Source organism: Kutzneria sp. NPDC052558 (assembly GCF_044547355.1).
In the GTDB taxonomy this organism is placed as follows: domain Bacteria; phylum Actinomycetota; class Actinomycetes; order Mycobacteriales; family Pseudonocardiaceae; genus Kutzneria.
Genome location: NZ_JBIUAG010000015.1, coordinates 16,487 through 42,132, shown reverse-complemented (window position 1 = coordinate 42,132; position 25,646 = coordinate 16,487). Strand labels below are relative to the sequence as shown.

General features: G+C 70.8%; 28 protein-coding genes and 1 pseudogene. 10 read left to right on the top strand and 19 right to left on the bottom strand.

Going from position 1 to position 25,646, the window contains the following annotated elements:
* Positions 1-271 precede the first annotated feature (271 nt).
* The 5 genes from ACIG5F_RS26165 (at position 272) to ACIG5F_RS26145 (ending at position 4,365) form a co-directional block, all read left to right on the top strand.
* Complete coding sequence (locus tag ACIG5F_RS26165; protein WP_396521747.1) at positions 272-874, top strand: M23 family metallopeptidase; 603 nt, start codon at positions 272-274, stop codon at positions 872-874.
* 149 nt (positions 875-1,023) lie between these two features.
* Positions 1,024-2,529 carry a class I adenylate-forming enzyme family protein gene (locus ACIG5F_RS26160; RefSeq protein WP_396521745.1) on the top strand — a complete coding sequence of 502 codons (1,506 nt, stop codon included), beginning with the start codon at positions 1,024-1,026 and terminating at the stop codon, positions 2,527-2,529.
* Between the two features lie 41 nt (positions 2,530-2,570).
* Complete coding sequence (locus ACIG5F_RS26155) at positions 2,571-3,338, top strand: phosphosulfolactate synthase (RefSeq protein WP_396521743.1); 768 nt, start codon at positions 2,571-2,573, stop codon at positions 3,336-3,338.
* A 23-nt stretch (positions 3,339-3,361) separates the two neighbouring features.
* The gene (locus ACIG5F_RS26150; RefSeq protein ID WP_396521741.1) at positions 3,362-3,760 is read left to right on the top strand and encodes a VOC family protein; all 399 of its coding nucleotides are present in this window, start codon (positions 3,362-3,364) and stop codon (positions 3,758-3,760) included.
* Positions 3,760-4,365: a histidine phosphatase family protein gene (locus ACIG5F_RS26145; RefSeq protein WP_396521739.1), complete on the top strand. Its 606-nt coding sequence runs from the start codon at positions 3,760-3,762 to the stop codon at positions 4,363-4,365. The genes ACIG5F_RS26150 and ACIG5F_RS26145 overlap by 1 nt, the downstream gene beginning before the upstream one ends.
* 371 nt (positions 4,366-4,736) lie before the next feature.
* Here ACIG5F_RS26145 and ACIG5F_RS26140 read toward each other — a convergent pair whose 3' ends face one another.
* The 19 genes and pseudogenes from ACIG5F_RS26140 to ffh all read right to left on the bottom strand — a co-directional run bounded on the left by ACIG5F_RS26140 (position 4,737) and on the right by ffh (position 20,288).
* Positions 4,737-5,600, bottom strand: coding sequence for a FliA/WhiG family RNA polymerase sigma factor (locus ACIG5F_RS26140; RefSeq protein ID WP_396521737.1), 864 nt, complete (start codon positions 5,598-5,600; stop codon positions 4,737-4,739).
* A 70-nt stretch (positions 5,601-5,670) separates the two neighbouring features.
* The gene (locus ACIG5F_RS26135) at positions 5,671-6,615 is read right to left on the bottom strand and encodes a tyrosine recombinase XerC (RefSeq protein ID WP_396522052.1); all 945 of its coding nucleotides are present in this window, start codon (positions 6,613-6,615) and stop codon (positions 5,671-5,673) included.
* Between the two features lie 189 nt (positions 6,616-6,804).
* Positions 6,805-6,972: pseudogene (locus ACIG5F_RS26130) on the bottom strand (site-specific integrase); the annotation flags it as partial.
* A gap of 184 nt (positions 6,973-7,156) precedes the next feature.
* Entirely contained in the window at positions 7,157-8,281 is a 1,125-nt protein-coding gene (gene dprA / locus ACIG5F_RS26125; RefSeq protein ID WP_396521735.1) for a DNA-processing protein DprA, read from the bottom strand.
* Positions 8,278-9,789 (bottom strand): YifB family Mg chelatase-like AAA ATPase, encoded by a 1,512-nt coding sequence (locus ACIG5F_RS26120; RefSeq protein ID WP_396521733.1) that lies wholly within the window; start codon positions 9,787-9,789, stop codon positions 8,278-8,280. The genes dprA and ACIG5F_RS26120 overlap by 4 nt, the downstream gene beginning before the upstream one ends.
* Positions 9,789-10,169 carry a YraN family protein gene (locus ACIG5F_RS26115; protein WP_396521731.1) on the bottom strand — a complete coding sequence of 127 codons (381 nt, stop codon included), beginning with the start codon at positions 10,167-10,169 and terminating at the stop codon, positions 9,789-9,791. Before ACIG5F_RS26115 ends, ACIG5F_RS26120 begins: the two co-directional genes overlap by 1 nt.
* Before the next feature lie 235 nt (positions 10,170-10,404).
* Positions 10,405-10,746 carry a DUF2469 domain-containing protein gene (locus ACIG5F_RS26110; RefSeq protein WP_043722832.1) on the bottom strand — a complete coding sequence of 114 codons (342 nt, stop codon included), beginning with the start codon at positions 10,744-10,746 and terminating at the stop codon, positions 10,405-10,407.
* Complete coding sequence (locus ACIG5F_RS26105; RefSeq protein ID WP_396521729.1) at positions 10,743-11,510, bottom strand: ribonuclease HII; 768 nt, start codon at positions 11,508-11,510, stop codon at positions 10,743-10,745. The genes ACIG5F_RS26110 and ACIG5F_RS26105 overlap by 4 nt, the downstream gene beginning before the upstream one ends.
* A 7-nt stretch (positions 11,511-11,517) precedes the next feature.
* Positions 11,518-12,483: a signal peptidase I gene (gene lepB / locus ACIG5F_RS26100; protein ID WP_396521727.1), complete on the bottom strand. Its 966-nt coding sequence runs from the start codon at positions 12,481-12,483 to the stop codon at positions 11,518-11,520.
* Positions 12,484-12,539: 56 nt separating this feature from the next.
* Positions 12,540-13,364, bottom strand: a complete 825-nt coding sequence (gene lepB, locus ACIG5F_RS26095) for a signal peptidase I (RefSeq protein ID WP_396521725.1) — start codon at positions 13,362-13,364, stop codon at positions 12,540-12,542.
* Between the two features lie 21 nt (positions 13,365-13,385).
* Positions 13,386-13,748 (bottom strand): 50S ribosomal protein L19, encoded by a 363-nt coding sequence (gene rplS / locus ACIG5F_RS26090; protein WP_211765748.1) that lies wholly within the window; start codon positions 13,746-13,748, stop codon positions 13,386-13,388.
* A gap of 213 nt (positions 13,749-13,961) precedes the next feature.
* Positions 13,962-14,726, bottom strand: coding sequence for a tRNA (guanosine(37)-N1)-methyltransferase TrmD (gene trmD / locus ACIG5F_RS26085; protein ID WP_396521722.1), 765 nt, complete (start codon positions 14,724-14,726; stop codon positions 13,962-13,964).
* Positions 14,726-15,253, bottom strand: a complete 528-nt coding sequence (gene rimM / locus ACIG5F_RS26080) for a ribosome maturation factor RimM (RefSeq protein ID WP_396521720.1) — start codon at positions 15,251-15,253, stop codon at positions 14,726-14,728. The genes trmD and rimM overlap by 1 nt, the downstream gene beginning before the upstream one ends.
* Positions 15,250-15,489 (bottom strand): RNA-binding protein, encoded by a 240-nt coding sequence (locus ACIG5F_RS26075; RefSeq protein ID WP_043722819.1) that lies wholly within the window; start codon positions 15,487-15,489, stop codon positions 15,250-15,252. Before ACIG5F_RS26075 ends, rimM begins: the two co-directional genes overlap by 4 nt.
* Positions 15,490-15,565: 76 nt before the next feature.
* A complete protein-coding gene (gene rpsP, locus ACIG5F_RS26070) occupies positions 15,566-16,015 on the bottom strand; it encodes a 30S ribosomal protein S16 (RefSeq protein ID WP_396521718.1) in 450 nt (149 codons plus the stop codon).
* A 186-nt stretch (positions 16,016-16,201) separates the two neighbouring features.
* On the bottom strand, positions 16,202-16,927 hold the full coding sequence (locus ACIG5F_RS26065; RefSeq protein WP_396521716.1) for a lysostaphin resistance A-like protein: 726 nt from the start codon (positions 16,925-16,927) through the stop codon (positions 16,202-16,204).
* A gap of 45 nt (positions 16,928-16,972) precedes the next feature.
* The gene (locus tag ACIG5F_RS26060; protein ID WP_396521714.1) at positions 16,973-17,650 is read right to left on the bottom strand and encodes a lysostaphin resistance A-like protein; all 678 of its coding nucleotides are present in this window, start codon (positions 17,648-17,650) and stop codon (positions 16,973-16,975) included.
* 17 nt (positions 17,651-17,667) lie between these two features.
* Positions 17,668-18,741: an amidohydrolase family protein gene (locus tag ACIG5F_RS26055; RefSeq protein WP_396521712.1), complete on the bottom strand. Its 1,074-nt coding sequence runs from the start codon at positions 18,739-18,741 to the stop codon at positions 17,668-17,670.
* Positions 18,738-20,288: a signal recognition particle protein gene (gene ffh / locus ACIG5F_RS26050; protein WP_396522051.1), complete on the bottom strand. Its 1,551-nt coding sequence runs from the start codon at positions 20,286-20,288 to the stop codon at positions 18,738-18,740. Before ffh ends, ACIG5F_RS26055 begins: the two co-directional genes overlap by 4 nt.
* A gap of 70 nt (positions 20,289-20,358) precedes the next feature.
* Here ffh and ACIG5F_RS26045 point away from each other — a divergent pair, with 70 nt between their 5' ends.
* The 5 genes from ACIG5F_RS26045 (at position 20,359) to ACIG5F_RS26025 (ending at position 25,644) form a co-directional block, all read left to right on the top strand.
* A complete protein-coding gene (locus ACIG5F_RS26045; RefSeq protein WP_396521710.1) occupies positions 20,359-21,420 on the top strand; it encodes a zinc-binding dehydrogenase in 1,062 nt (353 codons plus the stop codon).
* Positions 21,421-21,458: 38 nt separating this feature from the next.
* Complete coding sequence (locus ACIG5F_RS26040; protein ID WP_396521708.1) at positions 21,459-22,082, top strand: Crp/Fnr family transcriptional regulator; 624 nt, start codon at positions 21,459-21,461, stop codon at positions 22,080-22,082.
* A gap of 88 nt (positions 22,083-22,170) precedes the next feature.
* Entirely contained in the window at positions 22,171-22,953 is a 783-nt protein-coding gene (locus tag ACIG5F_RS26035; RefSeq protein ID WP_396521706.1) for a hypothetical protein, read from the top strand.
* Entirely contained in the window at positions 22,950-24,872 is a 1,923-nt protein-coding gene (locus ACIG5F_RS26030) for a hypothetical protein (RefSeq protein ID WP_396521704.1), read from the top strand. The genes ACIG5F_RS26035 and ACIG5F_RS26030 overlap by 4 nt, the downstream gene beginning before the upstream one ends.
* Positions 24,873-24,876: 4 nt before the next feature.
* Positions 24,877-25,644, top strand: coding sequence for a hypothetical protein (locus ACIG5F_RS26025; RefSeq protein ID WP_396521703.1), 768 nt, complete (start codon positions 24,877-24,879; stop codon positions 25,642-25,644).
* Positions 25,645-25,646: the final 2 nt, after the last annotated feature.

Sequence of the window (25,646 nt, the reverse complement as noted above, 5' to 3'; positions counted from 1 at the left end):
GCCACCGCCCGAACCCGCCGGCCGCGCCACCCGCGAGGGGGCACTGCCTTCGGGACCGCCGGACGGCGTCACCCCGTTGATCAGGGGCACAGCGCAGGCACGCGAAGTCGACCCGCGATACACAGGTCGCGGGGGAAGTGTACGCCCGAACCCCCCGAACGCCCGAATCGGCCTCCCCGGTTGTCCACAGCCCCGCCGCCCGGTCCGGAGTTGTCCACAAGTCGATCATCGCCGGTGGCCGGCCCGACCCCACCCGGTCGACGCTGTCCTCATGCCCACCGCACTCGCCCTCACGACGCTCCTGCTGGCCACGGTCGTCTCGGCCCGGCCGTCGCCGGCCGGCCAGCACACCCGGCCGCCGTCCCTTCTCATCGCGGCCGCCTTGCCCGGGACGCCGGCTCCAGCTCGCGTCTGGCCACCGTCCGCTCGGGCCCAGCCGCCGCCTCGTGCCGTCCGCTACGGCTGGCCGCTGGCCCCGCCGCACCCGGTGCTGCGTCCGTTCCAGCGGCCGAGCAGCCCGTACGGCCCCGGCCATCGCGGTGTCGACCTCGGCGCGAACACCGGCGAACCGGTGCTGGCGGCGGCGGACGGGGTGGTTTCCTTCGCCGGCTGGCTGGCAACCCGGGGCGTGGTGGCGGTGGCGCACATGGGTGGCATCCGCACCACTTACGAGCCGGTCCAGCCGTCCGTGACGGTCGGCCAGCGGGTCCGGCGGGGCGAGGAGGTGGGGCGGCTGACGCCCGGCCACGAGGGCTGCGAGGCGGCTTGCCTGCACTGGGGCGCCCGGCGGGGCACTGAATACCTGGATCCGTTAGGACTGTTGTCGACGCAGCGCGTTCGACTGTTTCCGTGGCGTGAACCACCACCTGAGTAACTCACGTGAATGCACTGTCGAATTCCTGTCGACCGTCGCCCAATTACCCCAAATCGGTCGCGCACAGCAGGTTCTTAAGTTGCTCATATGCCACTCACATCGATCAAGTCAAGAATCGATCTGGTCATCCCACATCGTGAGGAGGCCGCATGGCAGTGGTGTCCCGCCTACTGGCCGCCCGGGCGCTGAAACGGCCCGCGTCGGCCGCGTTCATCGTCGGCGCGGACGGTAGGTCGATCACCTGGTCGGAACTGGCGTCCCAGGCCGAGAACTGGCGTGTCGCCAGTCATGGGCTGCCGCAACGGGCCCGGGTCGGGCTCGTCGCGACCGACCCGCTCGCGTTCACCGCCGCCTATCTCGGCGTGCTCGCGGCCGGACTCACGGCCGTGCCGCTCGACCCCCGGCTCACCGCCTCGGAACTGTCCAATTCGGTCGCGCGGCTTCGTGTCGACGTCCTGGCCACCGACACTCCCGACCTATTCGACGCCGACGCGGAAATATGGTCGATCACCGATTCCGGCCCGATTCCGGTCCGACCGGCGGCGTTGTCCGTCCGGCCCAGCGCCGACGCGGCGTCGCGACCGGCGGTATTGCTGGCCAGTTCCGGCACGACCGGCGCGCCCAAGGGCATTCCGCTGTCCGAATGGCAGCTGATGCACGCGGCGCGACGGGTCGCCCGGCACCACGGCTTCGGTCCCGACCAGCGCGGCTACACGCCGCTGCCGCTGTTCCACGTGAACGCGCAGGTGATGGGGCTGCTGGCGAACCTGGTCAGCGGGGCGTCGCTGGTGGTCGACCGCCGGTTCGACGTCAACGCCTATTGGGAACGCGTCGAGCGGTGGCGTCCGACCTGGCTGAACGCCGTGCCGGCGATCCTGACCTCGCTGGCGTCGGCGCCCGCGCCGGCCGAGGACCTCGTGCGCGGCATCAGGTTCGCGCGCTCCGCCTCCGCACCGCTGCCCGAGCACACGCTTCGTGCGTTCACCGAGCACACCGGCGTCGGCGTGCTGGAGACCTACGGCATGACCGAGGCCGCCGGACAGATCACCGCCAACCCGGTCGAGCCGGCCGCCCGCCGCATCGGCTCGGTCGGCCTGCCGGTCGGCATCGGGCTCTCGGTGCTCGACCAGGACGGCCGCCCGGCCGCCCCGGGGCAGGAGGGCATGGTCGCGCTGCGCGGCCGTCAGGTGGTCAGCCATTACCTCGACCTGTCGGCCGATGTCGCGGAGCGGTCCCGGCCGGCCCGGGACTCCGGCGGCTGGCTGCTCACCGGCGATCTCGGTGTCCGTGACGAGGCCGGCTTCGTGCGGCTGGCCGGCCGCGCGGACGACGTGATCAACCGGGGTGGCGAGAAGATCCACCCGCTGGAGATCGAGAACGTGCTGCTCGGGCATCCGGCGGTGCGGTCGGCCGCGGTTGTCGGCGCCCCGCACGACCGGCTCGGCCAGGTGGCCGTCGCCTTCGTCACCGCCCATCCCCGGGCGCGAGCCGACGACCTCGCCCGCGACCTGCGGGAACTGTGCGAGCGAGAACTGACCAGATACAAGCGGCCGGCCACCATCGAAGTGACCGGGCAGCTGCCCACCGGGCCCACCGGCAAGGTGCTGCGCCGCGCGCTGCGGGCCGAACTGGCGACCGCGGGAGGCGCGCGATGACGCCGCCGTCGACCAATGATTCCGACTTCAGGAGGCCGTTCATGAGCAGGGGATTGCCCGGCGCCACCATGATGATCGACCCCGGCCTGCCGACCGGCGCGTTCACCGACCTCATCGACAGCCACGGGCACCTGGTCGACCTGGTCAAGTTCGGTTGGGGCACCGCCCTGGTGACCAAGGACATCGACCGCAAGGCCGCCGTGTTGCGCCAGGCCGGCATCGACTTCTACTTCGGCGGCACCCTGTTCGAGCACGCGGTGTGGACCGACCAGCTCCCCGACTACCTCGCGCTGGTCGAGCGCACCGGGGCCACCCACATCGAGGTCTCCAACGGCACCATCCCGCTGGACCAGCGCAGCAAGGCCGAGTACGTGCGGCGGATGTCGGCGCACCGGCCCGTGCTGTCCGAGGTCGGCTACAAGGACGCCGACCGGTCGGCGCTGCTCACCCCGGCCGACTGGGTGGAGGCGCTGCGCGAGGACCTCGACGCCGGCGCCGTCATGGTGATCACCGAGGCCCGGGAGAGCGGCCGCAGCGGCATCGCCAAGGCCGACGGGCACATGCGAGAGGACGTGCTCGGCGCGGTGATGGACGCGCTCGACCTCGCCCTGGTCATGTTCGAGGCCCCGACCAAGGACCTCCAGGTCGAGCTCATCCGCACCGTCGGGTCGCGGGTCAACCTCGGCAACATCGCCACGCACGACGTGGTCGCACTCGAGACGCTGCGCCGTGGCCTGCGCGGCGACACCCTGCTCAGCCTCACCACCGGCGCCGTGCCCGCAGCCCGGTCGATGTCCCACTCGAACTGACACGCGGCAAAGGAACCACGAGCATGCGCAACCAGTACGACGCCTGCCACATCGCCGTCCCGGCCCGGGACCTGGACGAGGCGCTGGAGTACTACGTGTTCGGCCTCGGCGCCAAGCTGGCCCGGCGCTACGACGACCGGATCACCCTGGACTTCTTCGGCGACCAGCTCGTCTGCCACCTGTGCGAGGACGTGCCGACCGAGGCCGTCGCCTATCCGCGCCACTTCGGCGTCAGCTTCGCCGAGGCCGAGGACTTCGACCGCCTCGTGCGGCTCGTCGAGCACCGCAAGCTGCGAGTGCTGTCCGGGCCCGCGATCCGCTTCGAGGGCACCGCCGAGCAGCACCGCACCCTGTTCCTGGCCGACCCGTCCAACAACGTGATCGAGTTCAAGAACTACGACGACCCCCGCATGCAGTACTGATGGCCGACGTGACCACCGAATCGGCCAAGCCGTCCGTCCTGCACCTGGTCCGGCACGGCGAGAGCACCTGGAACCTCGCCGGCCGCATCCAGGGCCAGTCCGCCGAGGCCGGCGGCCTCACCGCCGCCGGCCGGGCCCAGGCCCACCGCACCGCCGACCTGCTCGCCGGCCGCCCCACCCGCCCCGACGCCGTCATCGCCAGCGACCTGATCCGCGCCCGTGAGACCGCCGAGATCATCGCCGCCCGCCTCGGCCTGCCCGTGGAGTTCGACCCCCAGCTCCGGGAACAGCAGCTCGGCGACCTGGAGGGCCACCGCCTCGACTCCCCCTTCTCCGACGACCCCACCGCCCAGCACTCCGTCGACCGCCTCTGGCGCGAGCCCTTCCGCCGCCCCTCCGGCGGTGAGAGCATCGCCGACATGTACGCGCGGGTCCACCGCGCCCTCCGCCGCCACGCCACCGACCGCCCCGGCGCAGAGTTGGTCCTCGTCACCCATGGCGGTCCCGTCCGCATGGCCTCCGCCCCCGAACCCCCGACGCCCGGCGTCCCCGTCCCCCGCGTCGGAGTCGACAACGCCTCCGTCACCTCGATCACCGTCGCCTGACGGCCCTGGCCCGGCCATCACCGCCGTCACCCGAGCGGCCGGCAATGCCACCACCGCGGCATTGCCGGCCTTGGTCTCTCGCCGACGCCCCCGATCAGCGAGCACTGGCGCCGCCCGCGCACAGGGGCACCAGACCATCGATTCCCGTTGCCACGCAGCAACTCTGACCATCGGCCGCGAGTTCACGGGTGGAAAGGCCCGTCACCGAACGCCAACCAGGACCGCACATCGCCAGACGCCGCGGTTGCGGTCGGCACCGCAACCCGAGCCGCCCGTGCCTTCGCCACCACGCCCGGCCCGTGAGCTGACCGGAGTCAGCTGGGCAGCGCGGGCCGCTCGTGAATCCATCCCAGCTGTCCGGTCTGGGCTGGTCAGCTCTCGGACTGCTCGGCGAGCTTGGTGCGCAGGCGTAGGACGGCGCGGGTGTGCAGCTGGCAGACCCGGGACTCGGTGACTCCGAGCACCCGGCCGATCTCGGCCAGGGTGAGGTTCTCGAAGTAGTAGAGGGTCACCACGATGCGGTCCCGCTCGGCCAGCTGGGCGATGGCGTCGGCGAGCTGGCGGCGGCTGTCCTGGTCGACGAGGCTGGCTACGGGGTCCTCGGCGTAGTCGTCGGGCAGGGTCTCGGCCAGGGACGCGGTGCCTCGGCCGGCGGCGATGAGCTCGTCGAGGGCGACGACGCTGGTGAGCTGGAGCTGGGCGTAGAGCTCGCGGAGCTCGCTGATGGTGATCGAGAGCTCGTTGGCCAGCTCGGAGTCGGTGGGGGTGCGCTGGAGACGTCCGCCAAGGCGCTCAAGGGCCCGCTCGACGTCGCGGGCGCGGCTGCGCACGGAGCGGGGCACCCAGTCCTGGGAGCGCAGGTCGTCGAGGATGGCGCCGCGGATGCGCTGCATGGCGTAGGTCTCGAACTTCAGGCCCCGCTCGGGCTCGAACTTCTCGATCGCGTCGACCAGGCCGAAGATCCCGGACTGGATCAGGTCGCCGACGTCGACGTGCGCGGGCAGGCCGGTGCCGACCCGGCCGGCGACGTACTTGACCAACGGGGCGTAGTGCAGCACCAGACGGTCTCGCAGCTCCTGCGCCCGACTGCCGCCGTAGCTGCGCCACAGCGCGACGATGCCCGCCTCGACGTCGTCGGCGGTGCGCTGGTCGCCAGGGAGGACCCCGTCGGGCTGGCCCGCACCGTACGAGCCCCGCGAGCCGCCGGCGGCCGGGCCGTGGCTGCCGTTGCGCATCGCTTTCGTCTCCGGGGCGCGTGTCTCCAGGGAGGGCACGGTTGCCGTGCGGGAACCTCCCCCGGCGTCCTCAGGAACGGGGGTGGGTTCGCTCATGGATCGCCTTAAGCCGTTCGACGGTGACGTGGGTGTAGAGCTGCGTGGTGGCTAGCGTAGCGTGACCGAGAAGCTCTTGGACGGTCCGCAGGTCCGCTCCCCCTTCCAGCAGGTGCGTGGCGGCCGAGTGCCTTAGGCCGTGCGGACCCGTGTCGACTGCTCCGGGTACCGCACCGACCGCGCCGTGCACGATCTTGCGAGCCGTCCGCTGATCCAACCGGCCGCCTCGGGCGCCGAGCAGCAGCGCGGCCGGCGAACCGGGCTTGACCAGGGCGGATCGTCCCTCGTCCAGCCACCGGCGCAGCGCCCGCTCCGCCGGTGCGCCGAACGGCACGACCCGCTCGCGACCGCCCTTGCCCAGCACGCGAATCACTCGGCTGGAGTAGTCCACGTCGCCCAGGTCCAACCCGCACAGTTCGGACACCCGGACGCCGGTGGCGTAGAGCAGCTCCAACAGAGCTTGGTCACGCAGAGCAACCGCCGCGCCTTCCGCGGCCCCGCTCTCCGCGGCGGCCAGCATCGCTGCCGCCTGGTCCTTGCGCAGCACCCCGGGCAACGTCCGATGCGGCCGCGGCGCCATCAGCAGCTGCCCCGGATCCGCCTCCAGGTGCCCGCGCCGCCGCGCCCAGGCCGTGAACGTCCGCGCCGCCGCCGACCGCCGGGCCAGCGTCGACCGACTCGCCCCGGCAGCCCGCAGCCCGCTCAGCCAGCCACGCAAGGTGGCCAGGTCGATATCGCCGACCCGGACCGGCAACGGCCCCTCGTCGGCGCCGCCCTCATCGCCCGGCCCACCGTCCCCGGCGCTCCGGTTGTGATCGCTCCGGTCGCCGTTGCCAGCGGACCGCCCCGGCGCCGACTCCCCCGGCGCCGACTCCCCACCGGCCGCCCGACCGCCGGCCTTCGGCTCGGTCTGGACCAGAGGCGAGCCATCGGCGGCGTTCGGGCTGGCCGGTGGCGAGACGGGCTCGCGGTTGGCGTCGCGGCCGTCGGGTGTGGAGTTGGTGGGCGGGAGTGGCTGGCCTGCGGTGGGACCGGTGTGCGACGGGGCCGAGGCGGGGTTGTGGCCGGAGGGAGCGGCGCCAGCCTGGGTGGGTAGGGCCAGGTGTCCGAGGAGGGACACCACGTCGCCGAGGTAGGCGCGCACGGTGTGCTCGGAGAGGTTGCGTTCCAGCCGGAGGTGGCGCTCGTAGTCCGCGAGCACCGCCTCGACGTCAGCGGGCAGCCGTTGGCGGAGCCGGGTCAGCTCCTGCGCGACCGGCCGTCGTGAAGAGGGCATCGAACGCCTGTCACATCCCCGCGATCAGCGCACAGGCGCGCGGCCGCGGTGCGGTGGCCCGCCCGATCCCGTGATGTCCACCCGCGCGGATGACCCTCGTGTGACGGCACATAGCCCAACACGGTGCGCCGCAACCCGTTCGTGGTCAAGCATCGCCACACCCGTTGGAGTGGCCTCTGCCCGTTCATCCCTGCCCGCGGCACCACCCCGCTTCACACTTTTGGACTAGGCCCAACAGTTCCAGTTCCGGCAGCAACGCTCTGACCCGCGACAATGGGACGCCGGATCCGACCGCGATGCGCTCGGCGCTCAGACCGCCCCGAGTTGGCAACTCCTCGTGCACACGCAGCATCACCCGATCGAGACCATCGGTGGAGCGCGGGGGTTCATCCGATCGAGTAGTTGCGTCGACACTGATCCGTCCGGCGTCGGCCATCACGTCGGCGGCGCCGCACACCGCGGTGGCGCCGGCCGTGCGCAACAGATCATGGCAGCCCACCGACATCGCCGACGTCACCGGACCGGGCACGGCCATCAGCGGCCGCCCGAGCGCGCAGGTTGTCGCGGCGGTGTTTCTCGAACCGCTTCGACGGCCCGCCTCCACCACGACCGTGCCCGCCGCCAACGCGGCGATGAGCCGATTCCGCACCAGGAAACGATGTCTGGCCGGCCGCGTGCCCGGCGGATACTCGCTGACCACGGCCCCGCTGACGGCGATCTTGGCCAGCAGCTCGGTGTGACCCGCCGGGTAGGCGACGTCGACGCCGCAGGCCAGCACCGCGATCGTGGACCCCTTGGCCCCCAACGCCCCGCGATGCGCGTAGCCGTCGATCCCATACGCGGCACCGGAAACGACGGTCACCGACCGCTCGGCCAACCCGTAGGCGAGATCCGCGGCGACATGCTCGCCGTAACCGGTGGATGCCCGGGCGCCGATCACCGCCACCGCCTCCTGGACGAGGTCGTCGAGCCGAGCGGAACCCCGCACCCACAGCCCCAGCGGTCCGGTCATCCCAGGCACGCCCCGGGCGGCCGCGTTGGTCAGCGCCAACAACTGCCACGCCGGCCATTCCTCGTCCTCCGGAATGACCAGGCGCGCCTGACCGGCCGCCGCCTCCGCCAGGTCCCGCTCGGCGAAGTCCAGGTGGCGGCGCGCCCCCGTCTCGTCGTCGGCGGCCTTGCCGGCGCGCACCAGCTCTGCCGCGCGTACCGGCCCCACGTTCGCGACCAGCGACACCACCTCGGGGGCCGGCGGCTCGGCCACCCTGAGCAGATAGGCCCGGGCCAGGCGGATCTCGTCAGTCGTCACGCCGCTCTCCGGTCCCGGAACTCCAGGGCGGCCGCCACATCGTCGCTGTCGGGGCAGTCCTTCTCCGCGAGGTCGGCGAGGGTCCAGGCGATCCGTATGCACCGATCAGCCCCTCGTGCGCTGACGAAGCCGCTCTCCAGGCCGCGGTCGAGAAGCAGCCGAGCCTTGGGCGGCAGCCGGAAGTGCCGACGCAGCTCCGGACCCGGCACTTCGGCGTTGGTGTGCCATCCGTGCTCCGCCCACCGCTCGGCGGCCCGCACGCGGGCCTTGGCCACGCGTTCTCGCACGGCTGCGGAACTCTCCGGCGGCCCGAGATCGCTGTCGTCCATGGCGCTGATGGGCCGCATCCGGGTGCGGATGTCGATCCGGTCCAGCAACGGCCCGGACAGCCGGGAGAAATATCGCCGCCGCTCGTTCGGCGAACACGAGCAGTCGACATCGCGAGGCGGCGCGCACGGGCACGGATTCGTCGCCAACAGCAACTGGAACCGGGCGGGATACCTGACCACGCCGTCCCGGCGAGCCAGCCGCACCTCACCCTCCTCGACGGCCGTTCGCAGCGCCTCCATGTGGTGCGCACCGAACTCGCAGGCCTCGTCCAGGAACAGCACCCCGCGGTGGGCCTTGCTGATCGCGCCGGGACGGGCGGTGCCGACGCCACCGCCGACGAGGGCGGGAATGGACGCCGAGTGGTGCGGGGCGACGAACGGCGGCACCGCCACCAGCGGCACGTCGGGAGACAGCGTGCCGGCGATGGAGTGGATCGCGGTCACCTCCAGCGCCTGGTCACGGTGAAGCGGGGGCAGCAGCCCGACAATGCGTTCGGCCAACATCGTCTTGCCGGTGCCGGGCGGGCCCACCAGCAGCATGTTGTGCGCGCCGGCGGCGGCCACCTCCAACGCCCAGCGGGCCTCGGGCTGGCCGACCACGTCGGCGAGGTCTGGCACCGCGAGGTCGGTGACCAGACCGGCCGGGCTCGACTCGACCAGCGCCGATTCCTCACCCTTCAGCCACGACAGGACGTCCACCAGCCGGGCGGCGCCGCGCGTCTCGACGCCGTCGACCAGCGCCGCCTCGGCGAGCGTCTCCACCGGCACGATGGCGTGTTTGAGACCGGACCGCTTCGCGGCCAGCAGCCGTGGCAGCACGCCGCGCACGGGCCGGATGCGGCCGTCCAGGGCCAGCTCGCCGATCAGCACGGTGCCGCCGAGCATGGTCTGCGGCACGCTTCCGGCGCCGGCCAGCACCGCGCAGGCCAGCCCCAGGTCGTAGCCGGAGCCGCCCTTGGGCAGGTCGGCCGGCGACAGCGCCAGGGTGACCTGGTCCGGCCACTCCAGCCCGGAGTTGCGGACCGCCGCCCGCACCCGGTCCTTGGCCTCGTTCAGCGCCGGGTCCGGCAGCCCCAGCAGCTGCACCTTCGGCTTGCCCTGGCCGACGTCGGCCTCGATCTCCACCGGCTGGCCGTCCACGCCGAGCAGCGCGACCGACCAGGTGCGTGACAGCGGCATCAGAACGCACCCCGCAGATGCTCCAGCCGGGCCGGGCCCTTTCCGGGCCACACGATGGAGATCAGGTCGAACCGGGTGGCGCAGTACGCCACGTTGTGCGCGGCCCGCCAGCGGTGGGTGAGCCGGCGGATCCGGGTCGCCTTCACGTAGTCGACCGCCTCCGCCGGCTTGCCGTAGACGGTGCTGGAGCGGGTCTTCACCTCGCACACCACGAGCCGGCCGCCGTCAGTGGCGACGATGTCCAGCTCGCCCTCGGGACATCGCCAGTTCCTGGACAGCACGACCAGCCCCTGCTCCTCCAGGAACAGGGCCGCCAGGTTCTCGCCCATCCGTCCCAGCTCGGCGGGGGTGGGTGCGGTGCTGCATCGATCGCGGGTCATGCGTCGACAGTGCGCCGAACGACGCAGCGACGGCTAGACCGTTCGCCGCGCCTGTGGACAAGTCAGGAGTTGTCCACAGGCAATCCCCGGCGGGAGCCACGGGCGCGCGTGCGTGTGGTTGGCTGGCCGGGGAACCGGCATGAGCCGCCGCGAGGAAGCGCCGAAACAGAGCCTAAAAAAACTGGCCCCCGAGAGGCCTGGCGGGCCGGGCTCGGGGACCAGGGTGAGCCAACGATCACGTGGCGGGGCCGCCGCCGGCGCCGAACGGCCCGTCCTCGGGCAGGCGCAGGTCGGGCTTGTCGAGCTCCTCCACGTTGACGTCCTTGAAGGTGATCACCCGCACGTTCTTGACGAACCGGGCCGGGCGGTACATGTCCCAGACCCAGGCGTCGGACATGCGCACCTCGAAGTACACCTCGCCCTCGGCGTTGCGGACCTGCACGTCGACGGCGTTGGCCAGGTAGAACCGGCGTTCGGTCTCCACCACGTACGAGAACTGACCGACGATGTCGCGGTACTCCTTGTAGAGCTGAAGCTCCATCTCGGTCTCGTACTTCTCGAGATCCTCCGCGCTCATCGGACCCGCGTCCCTCCTCGTCGTGAGCCAGGTACCCCGACCTCCGGGGACGCTCCATTCTGAACCACCCGGCGGGCCACCTCGTGCGGAGGGCACATGTTGTGCAGTCGACCGGCCGCGGCGACGTTCACGTAGGACCACCGGTGCTGGGCGGTCGGCCCGTGCTCGTTGAGGGCGGCCGTGTGGTCGGCGGTGCAGTAGCCCTTGTGCACGTCAAAGCCATAACACGGCAGGTCGCCGTGCAATTCCGTCATGATCCGGTCCCGTGTCACCTTGGCCAGCACCGAGGCGGCGGCGACGCAGGCGACGACCTGATCGCCCTTGATCACCGCGGTGCTGGGGGCGGTGAGGCCCGGCACCTTGAAACCGTCGACCAGAACATAACCCGGATGGGTGGTCAGCTGGGCCACCGCGCGCCGCATGCCCTCGATGTTGGCGACGTGCACGCCGATCCGGTCCACCTCGGCCGGCGGGATCACGACCACGGCGAAGTCCAGCGCCCGGGCCAGCACCAGGTCGTACATGCGCTCGCGGGCGGCCTCGGTGAGCAGCTTGGAGTCGGTGAGCCCCTCCAGCTTGCGGGCGTCGCCCGGCCGCAGCACACACGACGCGACCACCAGCGGCCCGGCGCACGCGCCGCGACCGGCCTCGTCGACCCCGGCCACGGGCCCTAACCCGCGCCGGTCCAACGCCGACTGCAATGCCCAGTTCCCCGTGCTGCTCCGGATGACCGCCCGCTGCGGCCGGAGCTCCTCGCCTGCCACTACCACCTCAGCGGTCGCCCCGGGCGAACAGTCCGAACAGCCGGCGCCGCACCCGCCGCCCGACCCAGACGGTCGGGAACGCAGCGGCCATGCCGACGCCCAGCGGCAGCCCCTGCTGCCAGGCGGGAGCGTTGAGCGCGGACGCCTCGGCCTGCGGGTTGACGGTCGTCACGGCCCCCCACCGGGTCGGCGGCAGCACGATCAGGCGCGCCTTGCCGATCACGTTGGACACCGGGACGGTGCCGGCCAGCAGGTCGCCGTGCCCCTGGAACCGCGAGTCGTCGGAGTTGTTGCGGTTGTCGCCCATCACCCAGAGCTTGCCGTCGGGCACCTTGACCGGCCCGAACGACGGCTGCGTCGGCGGATAGTCCGGCCGCCAGTAGATGTAGGACTCGTTGATCGGCTTGCCGTCGACGACGACCTTGTTGTCCTGGCAGCACTGCACCGTCTGCCCGCCGACCGCGATCACCCGCTTGATCAGGTCGTACTCGTTGGGCGGGAACAGGGAGATGGCCGACCCGATGTTCTCGATGGTGCTCACGACCGGGTTGTCCGACTGCTGCGACTGGAACTCGCTCTTGTCCCAGTTGTCCGGCGCCTTGAACACGATCACGTCGCCCGGCTGCACGCTGGTGAAGTCGTAGCTGAGCTTGTCGACCAGCACCCGGTCGTCGGTGCACCCGGCGCAGCCGATCAGGGTCATCTCCATCGACTCGGACGGGATGACGTAGACGCGGGCCAGGAAGGTCTGGATCAGGATCGTCAGCACCAGCGCGGTGACGATCAGGATCGGCAGTTCCTTCCAGAACGACCGCTTCTTCTCGGGACGACGCCGCCGGCGCGTGCGCGCGGTGCTGACGCCGTCGAGAAGGCGTGGTTCCGACTCGGCCTGCTCGGACTCCGAAGAAGTCGTCTTGGGTTCCTCCGGCTCCGGATTGCTCGGCGGGTTCTGCGAGGGCACGACGTCGGTCACCGGGCCAGGTTACGCTAGCGCTGGTGGGGTCCCGGTACAGCAGGCCGTGCGGTCCCCTACACGGGTAGTAGCGACTCCGCCCAATTCCGGCGTCGCCACCACAGCAGCGCCAGGCCCCCGGCGGCGACCTGCGGATCGTGGTCGGAGATGAAGCCCCAGCGCCCCGGCGGCAACACGATCACCCGGGCCTTGCCGATCACGTCGCCCACGCCGATGGTGCCGTTCACCCCGCCGCCGCCCTGGAACCGCGAGTCCAGCGAGTTCAGGCGGCTGTCGCCCATCACGAACAACCGGCCGGCCGGCACCGTGACCGGCGCGAACGGAGCCATCTTGGGCTCCTGCCCCGGGACGTAGTAGATGTACGGCTCGTCCAGCGGCTTGCCGTCCACCAGCACCCGGTTCTGGGGGTCGCAGCACTGGATGGTCTGGCCGCCGACCGCGATCACCCGCTTGACGAAGTCCCGCTCGTCGACCTGGGCCAGCCCGACCAGCGAGCCGAGGCCCTGCACCGCCTGGACGACGGGATTGTCGGAGTGCTCGGCGGTGAAGTCGTTGTGCGTCCACGCCTCGGGGCCGCGGAACACCACGACGTCGCCGGGCGAGGGGTCGCGGAACCGGTAGATCACCTTGTCGACCAGCACGCGGTCGTCGACGCAGCCCGAGCAGCCGTGCAGCGTCTGCTCCATCGAGCCGGACGGGATGACGTAGACCTTGGCCAGGAAGGTCTGGATCAGGACGGTCAGCACGAGGGCGATCCCGATCAGGATCGCCGTCTCCTTGACGAAGGAGCCGATGCGGCTACGGCCCTTGTCGCCATCGTTGGATGGCGACAAGGGCCGTAGCACGTCGTCGCGCTCGTCCCGGGACTCGTCGGTGCTCACCGGGGCGATACGAGGGTGAGATCAGGAGTTGGCCGGAACCGCGTCCCGCTTCTCCTTGATCTTGGCGGCCTTGCCGCGCAGGTCGCGCAGGTAGTACAGCTTCGCGCGGCGCACGTCGCCGCGGGTCACGCGCTCGATCTTGGCGATGTTCGGGGAGTGCACCGGGAAGGTGCGCTCGACGCCGACGCCGAACGAGATCTTGCGCACGGTGAAGGTCTCGCGGATGCCGCCGTTCTGCCGGCGGATCACGACGCCCTGGAACACCTGGACCCGCTCGCGGGAGCCCTCGATGACGCGGACGTGGACCTTCAGGGTGTCGCCCGGGCGGAAGTCCGGGATGTCGGAACGCAGCGACTGAGCGTCCAGAGCGTCCAGGGTGTTCATCGGTGGTCCGTCCTCGTCCTTCGGGTGTCTGTCGTACAACCCCCGCGAAGCGCACGGACGAACTCCACTGGGGAATCCGGGTGCTGGTCCTGCCTGGGGGTCTGGCCCAACTGGCGCACGCCGGGCAACGTCCACGTTCAACGTCCAGCCGGGTGCAGCAACCTGTCCAGTGTGCCAGACGGGGGTCGGCGGGCCCAAATCGGGGGCTTCGGGTCAGGGGTGGTCCGGGTCGCGCAGGCGGTCCAGCAGCGCCCGGTCGTGCTTGTCGAACTGGTCGTCGGCCAGCCGGTCGAGCAGCTCCGGCCGACGGTGGAAGGTGCGCTCCAGCGCCTGGTCACGGCGCCAGCGGTCGATCAGCTTGTGGTTGCCCGAGCGCAGCACCTCGGGCACGGCCAGGCCGCGCCAGACCTCGGGCCGGGTGTAGCTGGGACCCTCCAGCAGGCCGTCGGAGAACGAGTCCTGCTCGGCCGACAGCGGATTGCCCAGCACGCCGGGCAGCAGCCGCACCACGGCCTCGACCATGACCAGCACGGCGACCTCGCCGCCGACCAGCACGTAGTCGCCGATGGAGACCTCGTCGACCTGCATGCGGCCGGCCGAGTCGTCGACGACCCGCTGGTCGATGCCCTCGTAGCGGCCGCAGGCGAAGGCCAGGCGCGGCAGCGTGGCGTACTCGCGGGCCAGTTCCTGGGTGAACGGCCGGCCCGCCGGCGTGGGCACCACCAGCCGCGGCAGCACGCCGTCGGCGTCCGGCGCGCACACGGCGTCCAGCGCCTCGCCCCAGACCTGCGGCTTCATCACCATGCCGGGGCCGCCGCCGTACGGGCTGTCGTCCACGGCCTTGTGCACGTCGTGGGTGTAGTCCCGCAGATCGTGCACGTCGACGCGGATGAGCCCCTTGTCGATGGCCTTGCCCAGCAGCGCGGCCCGCAGCGGTTCGAGGTACTCGGGGAAGATGGTCAGAACGTCGATCCGCATCAGGCGTCCAGCAGCCCCTCGGGCGGGTCCACGATCACGCGGCCGCCGGCGACGTCCACCGTGGGCACGATGTCGGCGACGAACGGCACCAGGGCCTCGCCGCCGTCGGGCCGGCGCACGGACAGCAGGTCGCTGGCCGCGGTGTGCAGCACCTCGGCGACCACGCCGATCCGATTGCCCTGGACGTCCACGACCTCGAGCCCTTCCAGCTCGTGGTCGTAGAACTCCTCGGGATCGTCGGAGGGCGCGATGTCGGCGGCGTCCACGACCAGCAGCAGGCCGCGCATGGCCTCGGCCGCGTCCCGGCCGGCGACGCCCTCGAACGTCACCAGCAGCCGCCCGGTGTGAGGCCGGGCGGCTGCGATGGTGACGGTTCCGGACGCGCCATCCCGCGCACGGGTCGCCAGCACGGCGCCCGGCGCGAACCGCTCCTCGGGGGAGTCGGTGCGCACGTCCACGACGAGTTCGCCGCGAATGCCGTGCGGCTTGACGACCCGTCCGACGACGCGAACGTCGGGACTGCTCAACGGTCGGTGTCCACCACGTCCACGCGCACGCCGCGACCGCCGATGCCGGCCATCACGGTGCGCAGCGCGGTCGCGGTCCGACCGCCCCGCCCGATCACCTTGCCGAGGTCGTCCGGGTGGACGTGCACCTCGAGGGTGCGACCGCGGCGGGTGGTCAGCAGGTTGACCCGAACATCGTCAGGGTGGTCGACGATGCCCCGGACGAGGTGCTCGAGCGCGTCCGCGAGCAAACTCATGAGACCGCCTCGCTAACGCTCGCCGGCCTCATGAGCCGAGCTACTGTGCTTGATGGTGAGCTCGCAAGCTCGCTCACTACTCGCCGCCCTCGGACTTCTCCTCAGCGGCGGCCTCGTCCTTGGACTCGGCCTTCTTGGCGGACGCCTTCTTCTTCGGCGTGGTGGCCTCGGTCGTGGGCTCCTCGCCCGCGGCGGCCAGCGCGGCGTTGAACAGCGCCTGCTTGTCCGGCTTCGGCTCGGCGTGCTTGAGCGTGCCCTCGGCGCCCGGCAGGCCCTTGAACTTCTGCCAGTCGCCGGTGATCTCCAGGATGCGCTGCACCGGCTCGGTCGGCTGCGCGCCGACGCCCAGCCAGTACTGCGCCCGCTCGGTGTCGACCTCGATGAAGCTGGGCTCCTGCAGCGGGTGGTACTTGCCGATCGTCTCGATCGCCTTGCCGCTACGGCGGGCGCGCGAGTCGGCGACAATGATCCGGTACTGGGGCTGGCGGATCTTGCCGAGCCGCTGCAGCTTGATCTTGACGGCCACGGGTGGTGGTACTCCTCAGGCTCTCGTTGCTCCGGGTCGAGCACGTCGGACCGCGTGGGGACACGATCGTTGCGCTCAGGTTTCAGGACGCCACGGCACAGCGAGAGGGACCGGCAATGGCGGACAGCCGTCCATTCTGCCAGACGAGGGCGTGGCGGCACCAATCGCCCCCGGGTCGGGGGCGGGTCAGCGCCAGATGCCCAGGGACATGAGCAGGATGCCGACGGCCGGCACGAAGTTGTTGATCTGGTGGGCCACGATGCTGGCCGGCAGGCGGCCGGTGACCAGCCGGGCCCAGCCGATGGGGATGGCGATGACCAGCAGCAGCGAGGTGCGCAGCGGCTCAAGGTGGCTGACGGCGAAGATCGCGGTGCTCAGCACCAGGGCGGCCCAGCGGCTCCACTGCAGCCGCTCGATCGCGCCCCAGAGCAGGCCGCGGAAGATCAGCTCCTCGCAGGCCGGGCCGATCAGCCAGGTGTAGAGGAACATCACGATGCCCAGGGCCAGCGGCAGCGGCTGGGCGTCGACGACCGAGGCCAGCGCCGAGGTCGGGTCGAGCTTGCCGACGGTCTTGGCCCAGATCGCGGCGGCGATGGCGGTGAGCACCAGGCCGGCCAGACCGAGCTTGAGGCCGGCCCGCACGTCCGGCCAGCTCCACCGCAGCCGCAGGTCGACCACGGGGCCGTTGCCGCGCACCAGGGTGGCCAGCACGGCGACGCCGGCGGCGAGCATGGTGGGCAGCGCGGTCGCCACGACGATCAGCACCGGCGAGAGCGGCTCGTCGGCGGCCTGGCCCGAGGCCGCGACCAGGAACACCGCGGACAGGATCAGCACCACTTCGGCGAGCACGAAGGCGCCGAACCCCCATCTGTGCGCTGGGGGCACCTCGACCTGTGTGGTGGGTGGGGTCACCGGGCCTCCTCGGTCCGACGGCTGACGAGCGTAGTCAACGTTCGGTCAGGTCGCCGCGAGTGTGACGATCCCGGGCAGCAGGTTGTTGGTGGCGTGGGCCACCATGCTGGCGCCGATCCGCCCGGTGACCAGCCGGGCCGCCCCGATGGCCACGCCCTGCGCGAACAGCGACGCCAGCCGGCTCGGGTCCAGGTGCAGGAAGGCGAAGATCAGCGCCGTGAGCACGAGAATGGTCAGCTGCGGCACCTGGTAGCGCTCCAGTGCGCCCCAGAGCGCGCCGCGCACCAGCAGCTCCTCGGTGATCGGCGCGCCGATCACCAGGAACGCGACGTAGCCGACCAGCCAGGCGTCGACGTGGCTGGTGACCGGCGAGGCCTGCGGCGGGATGACCTGCGCGACCAGCATCGAGATGATCAGGCCGACCACGACCGAGGTCACCCCGCAGACCAGGCCGACCATCACGTCCCGCCGGGTGGGCAGGAAACCGAAGTCGGCCAGCACGCCGCGGCCGCGGCGGCGGGAGAACCACCACGGCACCAGGCCCAGGAACAGGTTGGCGACCAGCGGCAGCACCAGGCGGACGCCCGAGCGGGACCCGTTCGGCGCCGGCAGGAAGCCGATGATCACCAGCGACGCCAGGTAGTAGGCGCCGAAGCCGAGCAGGAACGCGGTCAGACCCCAGGCCAGGTCGGTCGGCGGATGCTGTTGTCGCTGCTCGTCCACCGCACTCCCCCGCCTGGCTAGCGAACCACCCGTCCGCGCAGCATGATCATGGACGGATCACGCAGCACCTGGAGATCATCTCGTGGGTCGTCGGCGAATACCAGCAGGTCAGCGGGTGATCCCTCGGTCAGTCCGGGCCAGCCCAGCCAGGACCGGGCCGCCCAGGACGACGCGCCGAGCGCCTGCTCGCGGCTCATCCCGGCCTCGTGCAGGGCGATCACCTCGTCGACCAGCCGGCCGTGCTTGATGCCGCCGCCGGCGTCGGTGCCGGCGTAGACCGGCACGCCGGCCTCGACCGCGCTGCTCACCGTGTGTCGCACGCGGGCGTGCAGGTCACGCATGTGGGCGGCGTAGGCCGGGTACTTCTCGGCGCCGTCCGCGATCGACGGGAACAGCTCGATGTTGATCAGGGTCGGCACCAGCGCGGTGCCGCGGCGGGCCATCTCGGCGATGGTGTCGTCGGTCAGGCCGGTGCCGTGCTCGATGCAGTCGATGCCGGCGTTGATCAGGCCGGGCAGCGCGTCCTCGCCGAACGTGTGCGCGGTGACCTTGGCCCCGGCCGCGTGCGCGACCTCGATGGCCTCCTTGAGCACCTCATCCGGCCAGAGCGGGGCCAGGTCGCCGAGATCACGGTCGATCCAGTCGCCGACCAGCTTCACCCAGCCGTCGCCGTAGGCCGCCTGCTCGGCCACCGCGGCCGGCAGCAGCGACGGGTCCGCCAACTCGACGCCGAGGTGCCGGATGTAGCGCTTGGGCCGGGACAGATGCCGGCCGGCGCGGATGATCCGGGGCAGATCGAGGCGTTCCTGCAACGGCCGGGTGTCGATCGGCACGCCGCAGTCGCGGATCAGCAGCGTGCCGTTGTCCCGATCCAGCTCGGCCTGCTCCACGGCCTCGTCCAAGCTCGTGCCGCCCTGCGGGCCGAGGCCGACGTGACAGTGCGCGTCGACCATGCCGGGCAGCAGGAAACCACCGTCCACGATGGTCTGCGCCCCCGGCACCGGCTTGGTGCGCACCCGTCCGTTCACGACCCAGAGGTCACGTTCCTCGCCGTCCGGCAGGACAACACCACGCAGGTGAAAGCCGCTCACTTTTCTTTGCCGAACTTGAACTTCTTCGGGTCGAAGCCGGGCGGCAGCTGGTCGAGGCCGGCCAGGCCGGGCGGCAGCTCCTGGAGGCTGGGCGGCAGGGCCGACAGGTCGGGCATGCCGGCCGGGAAGCCCCCGGGCAGCCCGGGGAAGCCGCCGCGCATCTTGGGCGGGGTCGGGCCGCGGTTGCCCTTGCCCTTCTTCCCCTTCTTGCCCTTGCGGCTGCCGCCGCCCCCGCCGCCGAAACCCATCCGGCCGGCCATCTGCTTCATCATCTTGCGGGCCTCGAAGAAGCGGGTGACCAGGTCGTTCACCTCGCTGACGGTGACGCCCGAGCCCTTGGAGATGCGCAGCCGGCGCGAGCCGTTGATGATCTTCGGATCGGCCCGCTCGGCCGGCGTCATGCCGCGGATGATGGCCTGCAGCCGGTCCAGCTTCTTCTCGTCGAAATTGGCCAGCTGGTCCTTCATCTGGCCGGCGCCGGGCAGCATGCCCAGCAGGTTGGCGATCGGGCCCATCTTGCGGACCGCGAGCATCTGCTCGAGGAAGTCCTCCAGGGTCAGCTCGCCCGTGCCCAGCTTGGCCGCGGTGGCCTGGGCCTTCTCCTGGTCGAAGTGCTGCTCGGCCTGCTCGATCAGGGTGAGCAGGTCGCCCATGCCCAGGATCCGGCTGGCCATCCGGTCCGGGTGGAAGACGTCGAAGTCGTCCTGCTTCTCGCCGTTGGAGGCGAACATGATCGGCTGGCCGGTGACCTCGCGCACCGACAGCGCGGCGCCACCGCGGGCGTCGCCGTCGAGCTTGGTCAGCACCACGCCGGTGAAGCCGACGCCGTCGCGGAAGGCCTCGGCGGTGGTCACCGCGTCCTGGCCGATCATCGCGTCGACCACGAACAGCACCTCGTCGGGCTGCACGGCGGCCTTGATGTCGGCGGCCTGCCGCATCAGCTCCTCGTCGATGCCCAGCCGGCCGGCGGTGTCCACCACGACCACGTCGTGCTGGGCCCGCTTGGCCTCGTCCACACCGGCCCTGGCCACCCGCACCGGGTCGCCGACGCCGTTGCCCGGCTCGGGCGCGAACACCGGCACGCCGGCGCGCTCGCCGACCACCTGGAGCTGGGTGACGGCGTTGGGGCGCTGGAGGTCGCAGGCGACCAGCAGCGGGGTGTGGCCCTGCTTGCGCAGCCAGGCCGCGAGCTTGCCGGCCAGGGTGGTCTTACCGGCGCCCTGGAGGCCGGCGAGCATGATCACGGTCGGCGGCGTCTTGGCCAGGTTGAGTCGGCGGGTCTCGCCGCCGAGGATGCCGATGAGCTCCTCGTTGACGATCTTGACGACCTGCTGGGCCGGGTTCAGCGCGCCGGAGACCTCCGCGCCCTTGGCCCGCTCCTTGACGCCGGCGATGAACGTGCGCACCACCGGCAGGGCGACGTCCGCCTCGAGCAGGGCGATCCGGATCTCCCGGCAGGTGGCGTCGATGTCCGCGTCGGTGAGGCGTCCCTTGCCACGAAGGTTCGCCAGCACCGACGAGAGCCGGTCAGAAAGGGTGTCGAACACAGTCCGCACGACCTCGCAACTAGACGGTGGTGTTGCGTCGAGAGTAGCTGGACCGGTACCCACCAGTCTCATGAGCGCCACGATGCCGGCCGGACGGCTCAACCTCCGCACCCTCGAATTCGCCGTCGAGGAGGTGCCCGTGCCCACGCCCGGACCGGGCGAAGTGCTGGTGAAGGTGGAGGCCGCGGGCGTGTGCCTGTCCGACATCCACCTCATCGACGGCACGCTTCGCCTGCCCGGGAACGAGCTGGAGAAGGTCACCCTCGGCCACGAGGTCGCCGGCACGATCGCCGAGCTGGGCGAGGGCGTGCCCGACGTGTTCGCCGAGGGGCAGCGGGTGCTGCTGCTGGCCGGCATGGCCTGCGGCAAGTGCGCCAACTGCGTGCGGCGGCGGCCCGGCTGCCTGCACGGGCTCACCCGTGGCATCGAGTTCGACGGCGGTTGGGCTCCCTACACGCTCGCGCGCTTCGAGACCGTCTACCCCATCCCCGACAGCCTGCCCATCGAGCAGGCCGCCATCATTCCCGACGCCGTCTCCACGCCGTACGCCGCGATCACCCACACCGCCGCCCTTCGCCCCGCGCAGTCCGCCGGCATCTGGGGCATCGGCGGTCTCGGCGCGCACGGCGTGCAGCTGCTGCGCTTCGCCGGCGCCGCCCCCATCATCGCCGTCGACCCGCTGCCCAGTGCCCGCGAGCGCGCCCTCAAGTTCGGCGCCGACATCGCCCTCGACCCTTTGTCCGCCGACTTCCGGCAGCAGGTCCTCGCCGCCACCGACGGCCGTGGCCTCGACTACGCCTTCGACTTCGCCGGCGTGCCCGCCGTGCGCACCCAGGCCGACAGCGTGCTGGCCCGTGAAGGCTCCCTCGTGCTCGTCGGCCTGTCCGGGCAGGCCCTGAGCATCCCCAACGACACCGCCTTCAGCGCCGGCCGCCACCGCATCCTCGGCCACTACGGCGGCCTGCCCGTGCACCTGGAGGAGCTCATCAAGCTTGCCGGCCACGGCCGCCTGGACTTCTCCGCCTCTATCAGCGGCCGCCTCAAGTTCGACGACGCCGCCGAGGCCGTCCGCCAACTCGCCGAGAAGGTCAACGACCCCATCCGCCTGGTGCTCACGCCGGACGGCGTGTAGAGAAACAGGATGTGCCAGTAGGGGGCTTCCGTACGTTGTTGTCGGACGAGCAGCAGTGGTCCGAGCTGCTCGACGCGGGCATTCCTCGCCGGTTCCGCGCCGGCGAGGAGCTCGTGCGGCAAGGCGATGCTGGCGGTTTCCTGCTGGTGTTGCGGGCTGGTCGGGTAAAGGTGTTACGCACCGAGGCCGACGGCAGCCGGCTGCTGTTGGCCATCCGCGGGGCCGGCGACCTGATCGGTGAGATGGCCGCCAGCGATCCCTGCGGGCGCAACGCGACCGTCGTCGCTGTGGATGAGTGCTTCGCCCATCAGCTTCCCGTGACGACGTTCAACCGGCTGCCGGCGGCTGCGCGACTGATGGACTACATCGTCAGCAAGTTCAACCAACGCATCCCGGTCCAGGTGAATCTCGCGCACTTCCGGCCGATGCAGAAGGTGGCCCGGTTGTTGGCCGAGCTGGTCGCGCTGGCCGGGCCCGAGGTGGCCGATCCCAGGTTGATCCCGTTGTCGCAGCAGGAGATCGCGGACGCACTCGGGCTGTCACGCAGCAAGGTCGCGGACGTGGTGTCCGTTCTTCGGGCCGAAGGCGTGCTCAGTCCCGAGCGACGGCTGACCGTGCTCGATCGGGACGGGCTGCTCCACCACACCTCAACTGTGACCTGAGTCACTTTTCAGATGTCCACGCGTGGACATCGGCCTCCGGCCGTCCGGCGAAGAGTCGACGGCAACACCAGTCGAGGAGGCCCGACACATGCCAGCCAAATCCCCCAACGCCCTGCCGCCCTACCGTGCGATGCTCGTCGTCGATCTGACGGACTTCAGCGGCAATCCCGCCGCCGACCAGGGTCGGATCGGCGCGGACATCCCCGTGCTGCTGCGCGACACGTTCCAGCGCATGGGACACGGCTACCTGCACGCCGAGGCGAAGTTCGTCGACCACACCGGGGACGGCCAGGCGATGTGCTTCCGTCCGCGGGCGCTGCCCACCCTGATCGATCTGTTTCCCGCCACGCTGCAAGCGGAATTGGCCGACCGCGCCAAGCGGACCGGCACCCGTCCGCAGCGGATGCGGGTGAGCATGACCGTCGGTCCGCTGACCGACAAGGCAGGCCCCTCGATCCGTGACGGCCAGGGGGCGGCGCGGATCGAGGTGCACCGTCTGCTCGACGCGAAGCCGGTCTGCGAGCTGCTCACCCGGTCCAATCCCGAGGTGACGCTGGTGGCCGCGATCATCTCGGCCCGCGTGTACGAGGACATTGTCGTGGGCGGCTACTGCCAGCTCGACACCGACAGCTTCGTCCCGGCGCCGGTTGAGGTGAAGTCGTACCAGGGCACGGCCTTTCTGCACGTGCCGACACCGTCCGGCGACCTGCTGGCCAACGGTTTCACGCCGCAGCAGAGCGTCATGCCAGTGGCAGACAAGCGAGAGGCGACGCCTACGCCGGCGTCGGTGAAGATCGGCAAGGTCAGCCGCAACCGTGGCGCGGTCGTGGGCAACAACAGCGGTGACATCCAGACCGGCGGCCGGCGATGACCGAGTCGATCGAAATCGGCGAAGTCGATCGGAATCACGGCGCGGTCGTCGGCAACAACAGCGGCACGGTCAACACGATCGGGAAGATCACCGCGGACACGATCTTCCTGCTCCAGCTGGCCGGCCAGCAGGCAGCGAAGCGGGCTGGGGCCAGGCACTGGTTCACCCAGCGTCATCTTTCCGAGATGTCCGCCCTCTTCGTGGAACCAGTGGGTTTCACCCAGGCTCAGGCGGTACTGCTGGACCGGAAGTCGGTGCTGCTGGCCGGAAGACCCGGCACCGGCCGCAGCACCGCTGCGGCCGTGCTGCTTCACAGGGTCGGCGGCGCCAATCAGATCGGCTTGGTGGACGTCAACCTCAGCGGCGATCACGAGCCGACGCTGGATGTCGAGCAGGTGCGAGGCAATGAGTCACTGCTGCTGGACCTGTCCGGGTTGGACATGTCGAGCTTCCTTCGGGTGGCGAGAGAACTGGGCTCGCTGATGGCCAGGGTCACGGAGGCCGACAGCCTGCTCGTGGTGGTGCTGCCGGACTACGAGCGGCAGCTACCGGGTGCGATCGAACACAGGCCGCGGGTGGAGCTGTCGCTCACGCCGGAACTGGCCCAGCGGATCTTCGAGCGCAACCTCGGCCAGGACGATATCGTTCCGGGACCGCCCAGTCCCGCCTTGATGACGATGTTCAACGCCACCAATGCCGGTGAACTCACCGAACTGGCCGAACTCGTCGCGAACGTGATGGCCGAACCGGCGCCGTGGTCGGAGGCATTGCCCAGGGCACTGGATGAGCTGAAAGAACAACTGCACGAGCTGACGGAGTTGTTCGAGAAGCATCCAGAGGCGACGTGGCGAAGCCTGTTGGTGTCGGTCGCTCTGCTCGACGGCGGCCCGGCCGACGCCGTGTTCGAGGCCGACCGGGCACTGTTGAACCTGTTGGCGTTTCCCGAGCCCGAGGATCATCCGCTCGCGCGTCCCGGTTTGACGGCAAGGCTGTCCGAGGTCGACGCGAAATTGGCCGCCGGCCGGGTTCGATTCGCCCGTCACCATCACAGTGAGGCCGTGTTGTGGCACACCTGGCGCGAGTTCCCCGGGCTGCGCTCGACGCTGACCCGATGGATCGAACGCGTGCCCAAGTTGGCCAGGACAGTCATGACGGACGACGACCGCGCCACCGTAGCCGCACGATTCACCAGCGTCGCCATAAGGCACGGAAGCGTGCCCGAGGTGCTGTTCACGGTCAAGCAGTGGTCGTCCGGGTCTGCCCGGATCAGCGCACTGGCGGTGCAGGCGCTGGGCGAAGCCGTCCTGGATTCGCAGCACGGCTGGCGGTTCCGCCGTCAGGTCTACACGTGGGCGCGTGACCCCAAAGTGCCACCACGGTTGGCCGCTGTGCTGATCTCGGTGTGCGAGAACGTCCTGGGATTGGCCTATCCGGTGCCGGCGATGATCCGTCTGCACCACCTCACGGCCCATCAAGACGACACTGTCGGGGCAGCGGCCGTCGAGGCGCTGCTACGAATGGCCACCGGCACACGGGAGCGGAAATGGCTGCTGGGCCGGGTGGTCGCACGGCTGAGGGACAACGCCCCCGGGCGGGACGCTGCTGTGTTCGGTCGACTCATCGATCTGGCCGAACCTCAGGACCCCGATCTGTTGCTCACCGCCTGGCGTGGAGCTCTCGGCCGGCCGGACAGCGTCACGGCTCTCCGAACCTGGTTGTCCACTTCGGACGATTCCTTGCTGGAACTGCTGGTTCAGGCGTGTGACCGCAGAACATCCGCGTTGGGCTGGCTGCGCGCCGTCACGGCCGCCTGGATCGCCGAGGACCGACCCGAGCGGGAGCACGTGGGCCGACTCCTCGACGTGAAGATCGAATCGGTGCTGGGCCTGGCGCGGACCGCGCCCGGTGGACGGGGGTGACCGCATGCTGCGGGATCTGATCGAAGCACTCTTCGCGCCGCGTGAACTGCCGCCACCGATGGTGATCCAGGTGCATGACGTCGCACTGCCCAGCGCCAGCGCGGGCTTCAACTTCCGGTTCTCATGCCGCGTGTTCTCCCAGCAGAACCGGCGCGGCGCCGAGCCACATCCCAGCGTCTACGACGTCGCACGGCACTCCGTGCTCCAGCGTGCCTCGGACGTGGCGGCCAACGCCGAATTGACCCATCGAGACGACGTGCAGAACCACCTCGCGGCCGTGCTCGGCGGCTACCAACTCGAGCTGAACGGCCAGTTGCGGGTGTGGGCGGATGGGGTCGCGGTCGCGGTGACCGACGCCGATCTACAGGCTGTGCGGCGAAAACTGGATCTGGATCGAGAACTGCTCGACTGGCGACACAAGAAGGAGGTCGAGCGACAGGAGCGCGACTTCGTCGCCGAGATGCTGCGGGACCCGCAGCAGGCCCTGGCCTGGTGGGTGTCCCACAACAAGCAGCAGGTGGCGCAGGCCGTGGACATGATCGAACCGCTCACCCGGCTCAGCGACACCGTGCACGGCCGGGCCAAGCCACAAGCAGGGGTGTCGCCGGAGGAACAGTTCCTCGCGGCGGCCGACGTCCTGTTCGCCCCGCTCGACGAATGGAGCCGGGCTCTGCTCGGCAACGAGCTCGCGAAAACGCTCGACGCCTTCGGGCAGACCAGCCTGGCCGATCGGCTCCGCGAGCGCTTCGACGCCCCCGACCCGGTGACCTGATG